Source organism: Bradyrhizobium sp. BTAi1, from assembly GCF_000015165.1.
In the GTDB taxonomy this organism is placed as follows: domain Bacteria; phylum Pseudomonadota; class Alphaproteobacteria; order Rhizobiales; family Xanthobacteraceae; genus Bradyrhizobium; species Bradyrhizobium denitrificans.
The window spans coordinates 994,104-1,008,501 of sequence record NC_009485.1 but is presented as its reverse complement, the minus strand read 5'-3'; the positions used below and the strand labels follow the sequence as shown (position 1 = coordinate 1,008,501).

The 14,398-nt window shown below is 65.3% G+C and carries 12 protein-coding genes; 5 read left to right on the top strand and 7 right to left on the bottom strand.

Annotated features, from left to right (window positions below; all coding sequences use genetic code 11):
• Positions 1 to 104: 104 nt before the first annotated feature.
• Both BBTA_RS04585 and BBTA_RS04580 read right to left on the bottom strand, forming a co-directional pair.
• On the bottom strand, positions 105 to 1,235 hold the full coding sequence (locus tag BBTA_RS04585; RefSeq protein ID WP_049795468.1) for a PcfJ domain-containing protein: 1,131 nt from the start codon (positions 1,233 to 1,235) through the stop codon (positions 105 to 107).
• 576 nt (positions 1,236 to 1,811) lie between these two features.
• The gene (locus BBTA_RS04580) at positions 1,812 to 2,222 is read right to left on the bottom strand and encodes a DUF1801 domain-containing protein (RefSeq protein ID WP_041750326.1); all 411 of its coding nucleotides are present in this window, start codon (positions 2,220 to 2,222) and stop codon (positions 1,812 to 1,814) included.
• A gap of 220 nt (positions 2,223 to 2,442) precedes the next feature.
• Between BBTA_RS04580 and BBTA_RS04575 the strand changes: the two genes are divergently transcribed.
• Complete coding sequence (locus BBTA_RS04575; RefSeq protein WP_012041272.1) at positions 2,443 to 4,131, top strand: methyl-accepting chemotaxis protein; 1,689 nt, start codon at positions 2,443 to 2,445, stop codon at positions 4,129 to 4,131.
• Positions 4,132 to 4,318: 187 nt separating this feature from the next.
• On the opposite strand, the gene BBTA_RS04570 is transcribed toward BBTA_RS04575, so the two are convergent.
• Genes BBTA_RS04570 through minC form a run of 4 tightly spaced genes read right to left on the bottom strand, consistent with a single transcriptional unit; the run spans position 4,319 to position 6,910 of the window.
• Positions 4,319 to 5,110, bottom strand: a complete 792-nt coding sequence (locus BBTA_RS04570) for a thioesterase family protein (RefSeq protein WP_012041271.1) — start codon at positions 5,108 to 5,110, stop codon at positions 4,319 to 4,321.
• 3 nt (positions 5,111 to 5,113) lie between these two features.
• Positions 5,114 to 5,389, bottom strand: a complete 276-nt coding sequence (minE, locus tag BBTA_RS04565; RefSeq protein WP_009029981.1) for a cell division topological specificity factor MinE — start codon at positions 5,387 to 5,389, stop codon at positions 5,114 to 5,116.
• On the bottom strand, positions 5,386 to 6,201 hold the full coding sequence (gene minD, locus BBTA_RS04560; RefSeq protein ID WP_012041270.1) for a septum site-determining protein MinD: 816 nt from the start codon (positions 6,199 to 6,201) through the stop codon (positions 5,386 to 5,388). Before minD ends, minE begins: the two co-directional genes overlap by 4 nt.
• 19 nt (positions 6,202 to 6,220) lie before the next feature.
• A complete protein-coding gene (gene minC / locus BBTA_RS04555) occupies positions 6,221 to 6,910 on the bottom strand; it encodes a septum site-determining protein MinC (RefSeq protein WP_371260183.1) in 690 nt (229 codons plus the stop codon).
• A gap of 526 nt (positions 6,911 to 7,436) precedes the next feature.
• Between minC and BBTA_RS41215 the strand changes: the two genes are divergently transcribed.
• From BBTA_RS41215 to BBTA_RS04535, 4 genes are all read left to right on the top strand, one after another.
• Entirely contained in the window at positions 7,437 to 8,078 is a 642-nt protein-coding gene (locus tag BBTA_RS41215) for a hypothetical protein (protein WP_012041268.1), read from the top strand.
• A 49-nt stretch (positions 8,079 to 8,127) separates the two neighbouring features.
• Positions 8,128 to 9,738 (top strand): ABC transporter substrate-binding protein, encoded by a 1,611-nt coding sequence (locus BBTA_RS04545; RefSeq protein WP_041750325.1) that lies wholly within the window; start codon positions 8,128 to 8,130, stop codon positions 9,736 to 9,738.
• Positions 9,739 to 9,877: 139 nt separating this feature from the next.
• Positions 9,878 to 11,416 (top strand): ABC transporter substrate-binding protein, encoded by a 1,539-nt coding sequence (locus BBTA_RS04540; protein ID WP_012041266.1) that lies wholly within the window; start codon positions 9,878 to 9,880, stop codon positions 11,414 to 11,416.
• Between the two features lie 221 nt (positions 11,417 to 11,637).
• Positions 11,638 to 13,209, top strand: coding sequence for an ABC transporter substrate-binding protein (locus tag BBTA_RS04535; RefSeq protein WP_244424328.1), 1,572 nt, complete (start codon positions 11,638 to 11,640; stop codon positions 13,207 to 13,209).
• A 72-nt stretch (positions 13,210 to 13,281) separates the two neighbouring features.
• Here BBTA_RS04535 and BBTA_RS04530 read toward each other — a convergent pair whose 3' ends face one another.
• Complete coding sequence (locus BBTA_RS04530) at positions 13,282 to 14,250, bottom strand: nitronate monooxygenase family protein (RefSeq protein WP_012041264.1); 969 nt, start codon at positions 14,248 to 14,250, stop codon at positions 13,282 to 13,284.
• Between the last annotated feature and the right edge of the window lie 148 nt (positions 14,251 to 14,398).

Genomic DNA, 14,398 nt, shown 5'->3' with positions numbered 1-14,398 from the left:
TTCAGCCCGGGGACATGACTGACAGGTGTTCTGGGGCATCGCTGACACCTCAATATGAACTCGATCTGTAGAGCAAAGCGCGACGTCACACGGCCCCCGCCATCTCACAACGCCTCCAGTGCAAACCGGGACGGTGCCAGCGGCAGCCATTTGGGAATGCGGCGCTTGGCGAGCCAATAGGGCCGCCACAAGCCGCGCCACGTGGCGGCGTCGAGCGGCGCCTGCTTCCGGCGGAGCTCGCTGGTCTCGATTCGCGGCAGATCGTGCAGGTGCAGCCAACGCCGCGCCACCCACCACAGCTCGCGCGAGACGGCCGTGTTGCCCGGCGCCTCGAGCTGGACGATGTTCAACAGCGGATCGCCATAACGGATGGCGACCTCCAGCGTCGCGACGCGTTCGCCGCCGCGCCGGACGCTCCACAGCCGCGACCGGTTGAGGGCAATGTCCTCGCCATAGAGCCGGACACAGTTGCGCATGACGGTCCCCTCCTCATTGATATCGGAGACGCCGTTGATCGGCCGAAACTCATAGTCGCCAACACGGCCGGGATGGAGCCACATGTCGCGGATCGGCCGCTGACCGAGATTCAGGTGCAGCACCGCGAACTCCAGCCAGGCGCGGGCGGCCGCGACGGCCGCACCGAGTCTCATATCAGGGGACCATGGCCGTTCGACAAAGCCGTGGCCCGTCGTGGTCGGCTGGCTGCAAAACCAGATCCAGAGGCCGAGCAAATTGATGCGCGCGAGCGTCGCGGCCTGCGGCGCACGAAGATGCTCACGGGCCATCCACACTGCCGCCGGCTCATGCGCCAGCGCCGCCATCCCGGCGACGAGTTGCAACCATCCCGGCATCAGCTTCGGCGAGCGCGGCAGATGGTTGCCGATCTGCCGCCGGAACAGCTCGCCATCGGGCAGCGGATCGATCGGACAGACGAACGCTTCCGGCGGCAGCTTGCGCAGCCAGAGTGGCAGGCCGGCCGCAGCGGCCGCCTCGGCGAGCGGACGTCCCGCGATCACGCAAGCAATCGCCGGCTTCGGATCGAACTGCGTGCGCGGCACCGCCAGCGCGAACAGCAGCGCCGGGAAGCTCAGCGCGAGGTCGGCGAGATGCGGATGGCTCTGCGCCAGCGCGACGACGCGGAATTGAAAACGAGACGAATAGCGCCGCAGCCGGCGTTCACGCAGGTCGGAACGCACCGGCTCCCGGCGGGGAGTCAGCAACAGATGAGATGTCATGACACGACGGTTCAAGCGCAGACCACGAGGGCCGCGGGCATTTCGATGCGATACGAAAGTGTCAAATCGTAACCGGGACAATCATCCCGGTGCCTGCGTCAATGATCGCGCGGCGAGCCCGGGAAGCGAGAGAGTCTGGACATCGTCGCCTCCTGCGTTGAGATTGGGGTAGCGCTCTGTACCTTGTTTTCCTGCACAAATCAACTACGAGGAGCCAACCCGTGGCGTCGGTGCGCAATCGACCGTTTGAAAGGCTCGCCGTCAGCTTTACTCTGCCGTCATCGCGAGGCGCAAAGCGACGACGCGATCCAAGGCTCTCCGGAAAGACGTCGGGCTTGGCCCCGGATTGCTTCGCTGCGCTCGCAAAGACGCGGAGAAGGCGGTGGCTTGCAACTCACACTGTCGTCTCAGAGCCGCCGTAACGCTTCGCCATGGAAGGAGCTACCAATCGTGTCGGTTGCGCCACGTTGGCGGGATGCGAGGGTGCACGCACGTCATTGCGAGCGCAGCGCGCTGCGCTCGCAATGACGGGGTTGCTGATGGCCCACCATGACTGCATCGATCAGGTCGACGCGCCTACCTCTTCCGCTTCGCCATGTTCAGCGCCACCGCGGCGCGGATCAGCGACTTGAACGCGGCGGCGTCGAGCTCATCGGTCTCGTGGATGTCGATCGCACGCCGGGTGTTGCCCTCGAGGCTGGCGTTGAACAATCCCGCGGGGTCGGGCAGCGACGCGCCCTTGGCGAAGGTCAGCTTGATATAAGTCTTATAGCTCTCGCCGGTGCAGATGATGCCGGCGTGCGACCACACGGGAACGCCGCGCCACTTCCACTCCTCGATGATCTCCGGGACGGCCTGCTTGATCAGCTTGCGCACCCGCGCCAGCGTTGCGCCGCGCCAGTCCGCGAGCTCGGCGATGCGCGCGTCGATCAATTCGGCGGCAGATGCGTTGCCTGGTTCGGCCTTCGATGATCCCTTCGATCTCATCTTCGGTCGCCTCCACCTTGTAGCAGCTTCGGTTCCACGCCGTAGTTCTACGGTCGCGATTGCCTGCCTAACTTTAGGGCAAAGTTTAACTCTTCGACCACTAATCACAGCAAGCCCCACATGATGCCTCAACGACGAGCATCCCTCACGCCAGCCGCGCGTGCCGTCCCCCGGGCCCTCCCCGAACGAATCCTCCCGGACTATCAAGCTGGAGTCGCAGATGCCGTCCTTTTCCAACCTCTCCATTCGCAACAAGGTCCTGTTGGCGTTCGGCATTGTGCTGCTCACGGCCATGGGCCTCGGCGGCTTCTCGATCGATCGTCTGTCGACCGTCAACGGTTCGGCCGCCGAGGTCCGCGACAATTGGCTGCCGGCGACCGGCTGGCTCGGAACGATCTCCAAGGCGGTGGAGCAATATCGCGCGCGCGAGGGCGCGCTGCTGCTTGCATCGCCGGCGGTCAAGGATCGGCAGGAGCGGTTGCTCAATGAAAGCCTGCAGTTGTTCGAGCAGACCTGGCGCCTGTATGAGCCGACGGTGACGAGCGCAGAAGAGAAGGCCCTCGTGGCGGGGTTCAAGGGACCGTGGAACTCCTATCTCGAGAGCAGCAGGCAATTGGTCGACATGGCGCGCAAGAACCAGACCGAGGCCGCAACGACGCTCTATATGGGCAAGCTGCGAGACGACTTCACGCACCTGCGCAGCGCCCTCGAAAAGGACCTGGCGTGGAACGTCGCCCAGGGCAAGGCTGAAGCGGACCGGGGCGCGGCCGTTTACGTCTCCTCGCGCATGTGGATCCTGGCGACGATCGCGCTGGCCGCCATGCTCTGCATCGCCATGGGCACCATGATCGTGTCCGGCGTGGCGCGCCCGATCACGGCGATGACGGAGGCGATGCGCAAGCTTGCTGGCGGCGACATGTCGGCTCCCATTCCCGGCGTCGAGCGCAAGGACGAGATCGGTAAGATGGCGAGCACCGTGCTCGTCTTCAAGGACAACGCCGTCGAGACCGAGCGGCTGCGCGCCGAGCAGGCCGAGGCCGAGAGGCTGGCGGCCGAGCGGCGCAAGCGCGACATGCACGATCTCGCCAACAGCTTCGAAGGCGCGATCGGACAGATCATCGAGACCGTCTCCTCTGCCTCGACCGAACTGGAAGCGTCGGCCTCGACGCTGACATCGACCGCCGAGCGCACGCAGCAGCGCACCACGACTGTGGCCGCGGCCTCGGAGCAGGCGACCGCCAACGTGCAGTCGGTGGCATCGGCGACGGAGGAGCTGAGCTCGTCGGTGACCGAGATCAGCCGGCAGGTGCAGGAGTCCGCACGCATGGCCAACGAGGCCGTCGATCAGGCCCGCAAGACCAATGATCGGGTCAGCGAGCTGTCGAAGGCGGCCGCGCGCATCGGCGACGTCGTCGAACTGATCAACACCATCGCCGGTCAGACCAATCTGCTGGCGCTGAACGCCACCATCGAGGCTGCGCGGGCCGGCGAGGCCGGGCGCGGCTTCGCGGTGGTCGCCTCCGAGGTCAAGGCCCTGGCGGAGCAGACCGCGCGGGCAACTGGCGAGATCGGCCAGCAGATCGCGGGCATCCAGAGTGCGACGCAGGAGTCCGTCGGCGCGATCAAGGAGATCAGCGGCACGATCGAGCGGCTGTCCGAGATCTCGTCCACCATCGCTGCGGCGGTCGAAGAACAGGGTGCCGCGACGCAGGAAATCTCGCGCAACATCCAGCAGGCCGCGCAGGGCACGCATGAGGTGTCGTCCAACATCACCGACGTGCAGCGCGGCGCCAGCGAGACCGGCTCGGCCTCCTCGCAGGTGCTGTCGGCCGCGCAGTCGCTGTCGCAGGACAGCAACCGGCTGAAGCTGGAAGTGGGACGATTCTTGAACACGGTGCGGGCGGCGTAGGCGGCGTCCTTCGCCTCTCCCCGCTTGCGGCAAGGTGATCGCATTTGACGAAATGGGACAGTCGCGACACGAACGCCTGCCAAGGAGTTACTCTTCATGCCCGGGCTTGTCCCGGGCATTCACGTCTTTCCGAGGGTGCCGAACGACGTGGATGGCCGGGACAAGCCCGGCCATGGCGACGACGTCCTCACCGCTTCTCGATCACCAGGCTCTGCACCACGCGCCCGAAATAGCCCTTGGCGTCGCCCAGCCGCGCCATCGCCAGCCCGGCGCCGTCCGGGCCGATCCAGCTTTCGGCATCGAGCAGGATCCACTCGCCGACCGGCTCGCGGGCCATGTTGACGGTCAGGTCGGCATTGAGGAACGTGTAGCTGTGGAAGTCGAGCGCGGCTGACGTGCCGTTGCAGAAGTCGCTGGCGACCACGGCGCGCATCGCCTGCGAGACGGCGTGACCTTCGACCAGCGGCCAGTCGACGCGATACCAGATCGCGCCCGGCCCCTTGACGCCGAAACGGCCACGCGCGGCCCGGAGCGTCATGCCGCGCACGAACGGGCTGGTGGAGAAATCGGCGGGCTCCGGCGTGGCCGCGTCAGGACCGGGCAGATCAACCGGCAGCTCGCGGACGTCATCCGGCAGCGGCACCGCGTCCTGCCTGATCTTCAGCACGGTCGCCGTGACCACGACCGTGTCGCCGGCGCGCAGGCGGACGGCGCAGAGCTGGATCTTGCGGCCCTCGCGCAGCACCTCGGTCTCGACCGTGAGCTCGGCGAGCGGCACCGGCCGCATCAAGTCGATGGTGACGCGGGCGATGCGCATCGGCGACTTCGTCGGGATGCGTTCCGCCGCCCACACCGCCAGCGCCGACGGCGCCGACCCGTGCTGCATGGTCGGATCCCAGGGACCCGCGGCATCGGGACTGACCGTCACGCGATTGTCCGCGATGCGGAAGATCGGCCGCATCAGCACGCGCTGTCCCATGCGTCAGCCAGCGCTGGCAAAGGCGCGATCGGCGCCATTGGGCAGTTCGATGTCGACCTCGAGCGTCGAGACATGCTTCCCCCGGTCCATGCGGACGATGACCTTGTCCGGATCGAGTAGCACATGGCGCGAAACCACCGCGAGGATTTCCTCGCGCAGCTGCATCAGCAGATCGGGCTGGCCGCGCAGGCTGCGCTCATGCGCGAGCAGGATCTGCAGCCGCTCGCGCGCGACAGGCGCAGAGGCTGCACGCCCCGTAAAGAGCCGCAGCACGCTCATGCAGCCCTCCGTCCCAGCAGCAGATTCATCAGGCCCTTGCGCTCGCTCGGGATCTGCATCTCGACGGCCTCGCCGAGCAGGCGGCGCATCGCGTCGTGATAGGCGCGCGCCGGCGCGCTGGCCGGGCTGTTGAGCGTGACCGGGCAGCCGACATTGGAGGCGCGCAGCACGTCCTGGCTCTCCGGCACGATGCCGAGCAACGGCGTCGCCAGGATCTCCAGCACGTCATCGATCGACAGCATCTCGCCACGCGCGGCGCGTCCCGCATCATAGCGCGTGATCAGGATGTGCTTCTCGACGCGCTCGCCGGTTTCGGCGCGCACCGTCTTGGAATCCAGCATGCCGATGATGCGGTCGGAATCGCGCACCGACGAAACTTCGGGATTGGTGACGATGATCGCCTCGTCGGCATAGCGCATCGCCAGCATGGCGCCACGCTCGATGCCGGCGGGGCTGTCGCAGATCACCCAGTCGAAGCTCTTGCGCAATTCGGCGATCACGCGACCGACGCCCTCCTCGGTCAGCGCATCCTTGTCCTTGGTCTGCGAGGCCGGCAGCAGCCAGAGATTTTCCAGCCGCTTGTCGCGGATCAGGGCCTGCGGCAGCTTGGCGACGCCGTGCACGACGTTGATGAGATCGAACACGACGCGCCGCTCCGCGCCCATGACGAGATCGAGATTGCGCAGGCCGACGTCGAAATCGACCACGACCACCTTCTCGCCGGCCTGCGCCAGCGCCGCGCCCATGGCTGCCGTCGTGGTGGTCTTGCCGACGCCACCTTTGCCGGACGTCACAACAAGTACTTTCGCCATCTCTCAAACCTCCCGTTACTCAGTTCAAAGCTACGATCTTCATGGAATGACCTTCGAGCCGCGCCTGCGCGGCGCGGCCGCGTAATGCGGCATCGATCTGCTCTGCGGTCTGGTAGTAGCCATCGATCGCGACCAGCTCGGCCTCGATCTTCTGGCAGTAGATCCGCGCGGCGGCATTGCCGTTGATGCCGGCCATCGCGCGGCCGCGCAGCGCGCCGTAGACGTGGATGGAGCCGCCGGCGACGATCTCGGCGCCGGACGACACCGCGCCGAGCACGGTGACGTCGCCGTCGGGAAACACGATCGACTGGCCGGAGCGCACGGGTTGATCGAGCAACAGCGAGGTCGGCTGCTGCAGCGACGGCTTCTCCGGCTCGATTTCCTGCACCGCGCAGTGACGGCCGCCCGACAGCAGCGGCGGCATGCCGAGCGAGAGCCGGCCCTGCTCGACGCCTTCGAGGCCGAGCACACGGATGTTGCGCGATTCGATGCTCTTGATGAGATGCGTGATGGCGAGCGGGCTCAGATCCACGGCGGAGAGATCGAGCACGATCGGCTTGCCGATGAAGAAGCCCGGCGACCCCGCAAGCGTCGCGTCGAGTTCAGCGAGCCAGTCGGCGATCGGGACCACCGGCGAGAACACGAAGGCGACATAGGAGCGCCCGCGCAGACGAATTAAAGGACGTACCGTTTCAGCGCTGGCACTCATGACCATCCGACCCAACCCTTCTTAGTGATTGGTTAACTGTCGGCGCCAGATGGTTAACGGATGGTTAAATCGACGCTAAGCTGCTCAAAAATCGACGGCGCGCTGCCTGACATAGTTCGATGATGATCGAATCAAGGCGCAATCTGGGCGCGAATAGGGCGTGAATCATGGAGCGGTTGCGTCAAGACTAATCATGCCTCAATTTAATCACATCATGATGATAACTTTAACGTACATATAATTCCGATCCTGCGGCTGCAGGCGGGTCCGATCAATTGACACTCGTCAGGGGGCGGGGCATGGGATCGATAGAGGTGCTGAAGGCACGATCAACGTGCCAGGGCGCCTTGCAGGAAAGGACACCATGCGTGCGATCGATGATCGACGCGAAGCGTCTGATTCTGAACAGGGATTCCTTGTGGACTGAAGTGGCCTGGACGCTCCCGCTCTTCGTTTGAACTCGCTCTCATACGACCGTGGCAGAAGCGTATCAGTTTACCGGAATCGAGCGTCAGAGGAGTAGCGTATGAGTTCGTTGAGTGAACAGAATCCGATGAACCCGCAGGACCCGCTGCACTACGCGCCGCGTTGGCTGCGTGAACGCCCGGAAGCTGCGCGTCTATCTCTCGTCGGCGACAACGCCAAGGCAGTGGAGGCGGCCGAGCGTCCCGCTTCGGGACAGCAAGGACCCCTCGATGCTCGCCTGGAGACTGCCGTGTTCGAATCCCTCCGCCAGTCGCTGAATCCGCAGGTGATGCGCGAGCCGCCAGAGATCGAGCGTGAACGCGACCGCCGCTCGGTCGTGTTCAAGATCGCCGGGCGCTTCGCCGCCGCCACCGGCGTCGCCGCTGTCGTCGCGCTGTTCTTCGTCAATATCGTGCCGGTGTGGCGCCAGCCATCCGATGCCAGCTCGTCGTTCGTTGCCGCCGTGCAGTCGATGAAGTCGCTGCCGCCGGTCGCCGCCGATGCGCAGGATGCCAAGGCCGACCAGACCAGCTCTCTGCCGGAGCGCACCGAAGCCCAGGCCCCGGCCCTGACGCAGTTCAAGTCCCTGCTCGCCGCGGACGCTCCGGCACCGACGGCCGACTCGGACACTCCCGAAAAGCCGATGCTGCAGCAGTTCATGCAGTGGAACCAGAAGGCGGGCCAGATGGAGCGGGCGCGCTAACAGCGCTCACTGAACTGATCCGAACTCAAACATATCTGACAAGGCGATTATGATCGACGTCCGACCGCAGAAAGCGGGAGCACGCCGTCTGCTGGCTCATGCCCGCATGGCCGTCGCTGCACTCGCCACCTTCATGGCGAGCAGCGCCTTTGCCGCGCCCGGCGACAATGTCGCGCTGGTCCGCCAGCTCGGCACCCGCGTCGGCCCCGTCATCGGCGCGGCGCTCGCCTGCCGCGACATTGCGCGACCGCGCATTCAGTCGATCATCGAGAAATTCCAGACTGTCATCCGCGAAGCGGCGGCGAGCGAAGCCGATCGCGACGAGCTGACGCGCCTGCTCGATCAGTACGTCGCCGAAGGCCGCGGCCTGGTCACCAGCGGCCGCCTCGACTGCCGCGGCGCGGACCGCCAGCTTGGCGACCTCGAACAGTCGATTGCGGCGCCAGCGCAGGCGCGATCCAACCTGCCCGTCGTGACGATCGGACCGGCAAGCGCGCAGGCCGCGACCACGCCGGCGCAACTGCTGCCGCCCGCAGGCAATGTGCGCGGCGTCAGTCAGAGCGAGATCAAGCTCGGCATGGTCATCCCCACCAGCGGCCCGGTGAAGGAGAGCGGCCGTCAGCTCAAGCTCGGCGTCGAGACGGCGTTCAACCGCGTCAACGAGGCCGGCGGCATCAACGGCCGTATGCTGAAGCTTGTGACCGCGGATGATGGCTACGATCCATCGCGCACGCTCGACGCGATGAGGCAGCTCTACGACCGCGAGCAGGTGTTCGGCTTCATCGGCAATTTCGGCACCGCCACTGCCGCCGTCGCGATTCCCTTCGCGCTGGAGCGGCGCGTGCTGTTCTTCGCGCCCTACACCGGCGCCAATGTGGTGCGCCACGATCCGCCCGACCGCTATGTCTTCAACTACAGGCCGAGCTACGCCGAGGAGACGGACGCGCTGGTCCATTACCTGGTGAAAATTCGCAAGCTCAATCCGCGCCAGATCGTGGTGTTCGCGCAGAACGATGCGTTCGGCGATGCCGGCTTCTCCGGCGTGGCCAAGGCGTTCCGCACCCTCGGCGCCAGCGACAATGCGATCGTGCGGGTCAACTATCCGCGCAACACCGTGGACGTCGACGACGCCATCAATCAGCTGAGGCTGCTGAAGACCCCGGTCAAGGCCGTGGTCATGCTGGCGACGACGCGGGCCGCGGCCAAGTTCATCGAGAAGGCCCGCGGCGTGTTTCCGGGCGCGATCTTCGCCAACATTTCCGCTGTCGGCGGCTCCGCGCTCGCGAGCGAGCTGATGCTGCTCGGTCCGCGCTACACCGACGGCGTGATCGTCTCCCAGACCGTGCCAAGCGTCGGCGGCTATTCGAGCCTCGTCCTGGACTACAAGAACGCACTTGCGAAATACGCCCCCGGCGAGGCCGCCGACTACACCTCGCTCGAAGGCTACATCGCGGCGAACATCCTGATCGAGGGATTGAAGCGCGCCGGCCCAAGCTTCGACACCGAGCAGCTCGTCGACACGCTCGAGACCATGCGCAACATCGATCTCGGGCTCGGCACTCAGCTCAGCTTCGGCCGCGCCGAACACCAGGCCTCGCACAAGATCTGGGGCACGGCCCTGGACGAGACCGGCGCCTATCAGCCGATCGAACTTGACTAGGATACCGCTGGAAAGAGGTCCGCACCAGCAACGACGACAAAAGCGCGACAGAGAAACCCGACATTAATTCGAAATGCCACGGAATAGCAGGTGATGAGGGTTAGCAGCAGCTCATAAGTGCAAGTGGATAGATAGTTCGATGACCGTTCGTTGGTCCGCGTTGATCATCGGGAGCCTGTTCGGGGCTCCCCTCAGCTACGCCTTTGCGGCCGCCCCCGACGTTGTACGGGATCTAGCCGGCCGGGTGGGACCGATTGTCGGGCGGGCCTCGACCTGTCCGGACATCGCGGAGGGCCGCGTCCAGACCATCGTCGAAAAATTCCGCGAAGCCATCCGCCAGGCTTCCAGCAATGACGGCGAACGCGATCAGCTGACACGCGCCTTCAACGGCTACATCGCCGAGGGCCGCAGCCGCGGCGGCCCGTCGGCGGCGAACTGCAGCACCGCCGAACGACAATTGGCCGAGCTGGAGCGGTCATTGATCGAGAGCGGGCCGGCCACGACTGCAGGCTCCCTACCAGTCAACGCACCGACGGCCACCACCGGCGCGGTCATCGCATCGCCGGTCCGCGGCGTCACCGATCGGGAAATCCGGCTGGGAATCGTCATGCCGTTCTCCGGCATCCGCAAGGAGACCGGACGGCAGATGAAGCTCGGCATCGAGACCGCTTTTGCGCGCGCCAACGAGGCCGGCGGTGTCGGCGGCCGGCAGCTTCGCCTCATCGCCGCCGATGACGGCTATGACCCGAACAAAACGCTGGCGGCGATGACGCAGCTCTATGAGAAGGAGCAGGTGTTCGGCTTCATCGGCAATATCGGCACGGCGAACTCGCAGGTGGCGATCCCGTACGCGCTGGAGCGGCGCGCGCTGTACTTCGCCCCGAACAGCGGCGCGGCCGTGGTCCGGCGCGATCCGCCGGACCGCTATGTCTTCAACTATCGCGCCAGCTACGCCGAGGAGACGGCCGCCTTGGTGCGCTATCTGGTGAAGATGAAGCGGATTCCGCCGCGACAGATCGCGGTGTTCCAGCAGCAGGATCCGTTCGGCGACGACGGCTTTGCCGGCGTCGCGAAGGCCTATCGCCAGCTGAACATCGCCGACCCCGTGGCGCGCTTCACCTATCCACGGGCGAGCGTCGACGTCGACGAGGCGGTCAACCAGATCAAGGCCTACAAACCGCAGATCAAGGCGGTGATCATGGTTGCGACCGATCGCGCTGCCGCGAAGTTCATCGAAAAGACACGCGATGCGATCCCTGGCCTCATCTACGCCAACGTATCCGCGGTTGGATCGACGTCGCTTGCAACCGAGCTGAAGCTGCTCGGCCCGCGCTTCACCAATGGCGTCATCGTGACGCAGGGCGTGCCGGCCGTTTCAGGCTATTCGAGCCTCGTGCTCGACTACAAGAATGCGCTGGCCAAATACGCGGCGGGCGAAGCCCCCGACTACACGTCGCTGGAAGGCTATATCGCGGCGACCATCCTGATCCAGGCGTTGAAGCAGACCAATCCGCTGGACACTGAACGACTGGTCGACACGCTCGAATCGATGCGCAGCCTTGATCTCGGCCTCGGCACGCCGCTCGCGTTCGGACGCGCAGAGCACCAGGCGTCACACAAGATCTGGGGCACTACGCTGGACGAAACCGGCACGTACCAGCCGATCGAACTTGAATAGATATGACTGAAAATGACTAAGCATAAAGAACTGGTTGAAAGCGACGCATTAGCAGGTTCTAAAGCATGATCCGAGATAGCCGTGCCGGGTTACCGAAATGGTCATGCTATTGGGAAAGGCTAGTCTGTGCATGGTGGCGGTCATAGTCTCCTCCGTCGTAGACAAAGCGTCAAATTCACCAGGCGAAAGACCTGGATGGGGTCCATAGTGGGATAGTGGCAATGAGCTTTCGTTCTAGCGTGTTCTTGGTTGCGGCATTGCTCGCAACGCCCGCCAGCGCGGCGGGCACCAATGCGGATGTGGTGCGTAATCTTGCGAGCCGGGTCGGGCCGATCGTGGGAGCAGCATCCGCCTGTCAGGCGATCGACCAAGGCCGCGTTCAGGCCATTGTCGACAAGTTTCGCGAGGTGATCCGCGAGGCCTCGACGGGCGGCTCGGATCGGGACGAACTCACTCGCGTGTTCAACGGCTATGTCGCGGATGGCCGCAACCGCGTGGGAGCAGCTCAGACCGACTGCAATGCCGCCGGTCGTCAACTCGCCGAGCTTGAGCGCTCGCTCGGGCAGACCGCGCCGAGCCAGACCGCCACCAGCCTCGCCGGGGTGATCGCTCCGTCTGCAGCCGTCGCCGCGACTGCGCCGACGACGACCCTGCCTCCGGCGTCGACCAGCAACGTTCAGGGCGTCACCGCCAACGAGATCCGCTTCGGCATCGCTGCGCCATTCTCGGGTGCGGCCAAGGAGCTCGGCCGCCAGATGAAGATGGGCATCGAGGCCGCCTTCAACCGCGCCAACGACACGGGTGGAGTCGCCGGCCGCTCGCTGCGGCTGTATTCGGCCGATGACGGCTATGAGCCCTCGCGGACCCTGGACGCGATGAAGCAACTCTACGAAAAGGACAAGGTGTTCGGCTTCATCGGCAATGTCGGCACGCCGACCTCTGCCGTCGCGATGCCCTACGCGCTGCAGCGCCGGGTTCTGTTCTACGGTGCGTTCACGGGCGCCAACATCCTGCGCAACGATCCGCCGGATCGTTACGTGTTCAACTACCGCGCCAGCTACGCGGAAGAGACCGACACCGTCGTCCGTTATCTCGTGAAACTGCGCCGCCTGCAGCCGCGCGACATCGCGGTGTTTGCGCAGCAGGACTCCTATGGTGATGCGGGCTTCTCCGGCGTCGCCAAGGCGTTCCGCTCGCTCGGCCTGGCCGACACCTCGATCGTGCGCTTCAACTACAAGCGCAACACGGTCGACGTCGACGAGGCCGTCAACCAGCTCCGCGCGATGAAGAACCCGCCCAAGGCGATCGTGATGGTCGCGACCTACCGGGCTGCCGCGAAGTTCATCGAGAAGACGCGCGATCTGTACCCGAACATGATCTACACCAACGTGTCGTTCGTGGGGTCGACCGAGCTGTCCGACGAGCTGATGCTGCTCGGTCCGCGCTACGCCAGCGGCGTCATCGTCACCCAGGTGGTGCCCGCAGTGGGCGGCTATTCCAGCGCCGTGCTCGAGTACAAGGGCGCGCTGGAGAAGTACTTCCCGGGCGAAGCGCCGTCCTACGTCTCGTTCGAGGGCTATGTCGCCGCCAACGTGCTGATCCAGGCGCTGCGCAAGGTCGGTCCGCAGCTCGACACCGAGGCGCTGATCGACACGCTGGAGAACCTGCAGAACATCGATCTGGGCCTCGGCGCCAAGCTTGGCTTCGGCCGCGCCGAACACCAGGCCTCGCACAAGATCTGGGGCACGGCGCTCGACGACCGCGGCAAGTTCCAGGCGATCGAGCTGGAATAGCCGTCGGCTCGGACGGATCTTCGAGACAAGGCGCGGCAACCGAGGTTGCCGCGCCTTTTTCATTCTACCAACTTAGAGCGGCGGGTCGATCGCCTCGTCATATTCCTTCTTGAAACGGGCGATCAGCTCGGCGGCCGGGAGGACGTCCTTGATGGCGCCGATGCCCTGGCCCGAGCCCCAGATCTCCTTCCAGGCCTTCGGCTTGGCGCGCTCGCCCGAGGCATCGGTGCCGAAGCTCATCTTCGACGGGTCCGAGGTCGGCAGATTGTCGGGATCAAGCCCGGCGGCGACGATCGACGGCTTCAGGTAGTTGCCATGCACGCCGGTGAACAGGTTCGAATAGACGATATCGTCGGCGCCCGAACTGGTGATCATCTGCTTGTAGCCTTCCACCGCGTTCGCTTCCTTGGTGGCGATGAAGGCGGAGCCGATATAGGCGAAGTCGGCGCCCAGCACACGCGCGGCGCGGATGGCGCGGCCATTGGCAATCGCACCGGACAACGCGATCGGTCCATCGAACCAGCTGCGCGTCTCCGCGACGAAGGCGAACGGCGAGATGGTGCCGGCATGGCCGCCGGCGCCGGCCGCGACCAGGATCAGGCCGTCGGCGCCCTTCTCGATCGCCTTGTGGGCGAAGGTCTGGTTGATCACATCGTGGAAGACGATGCCGCCCCAGCGATGCGCCGCCTGATTGAGCTCCTCGCGCGCGCCGAGCGAGGTGATCATCATCGGCACCTTGTACTTCTCGCACAGCGCCAGATCCTGCTCGAGCCGGTTGTTGGAGCGGTGCACGATCTGATTGACCGCGAACGGCGCCGAGGGACGTTCCGGATGCGCGCGGTCATAGGCGGCGAGCTCCTCGGTGATGCGCGCCAGCCATTCGTCGAGCAGCGCCGCCGGCCGCGCGTTCAGCGCAGGGAATGACCCGACCACGCCGGCCTTGCACTGCGCGATCACCAGGTCGGGCACGGAGATGATGAACAATGGCGAGCCGATCACGGGGATCGACAGGCGCCCCTTGAACAAGGCGGGCATGGACATGGATGGGAATTCCTCGTTGTGAAATACGGAGACGCTCGTGATGGCGAGCATGCCCGACATCATGCCGTGATGGCAATTCGCTCGCAGAGGGACCGGAAAAGCCCGTGGGGGGTCTTGCGTTGAGGCGCTGACAGACCGCGAGACGGCG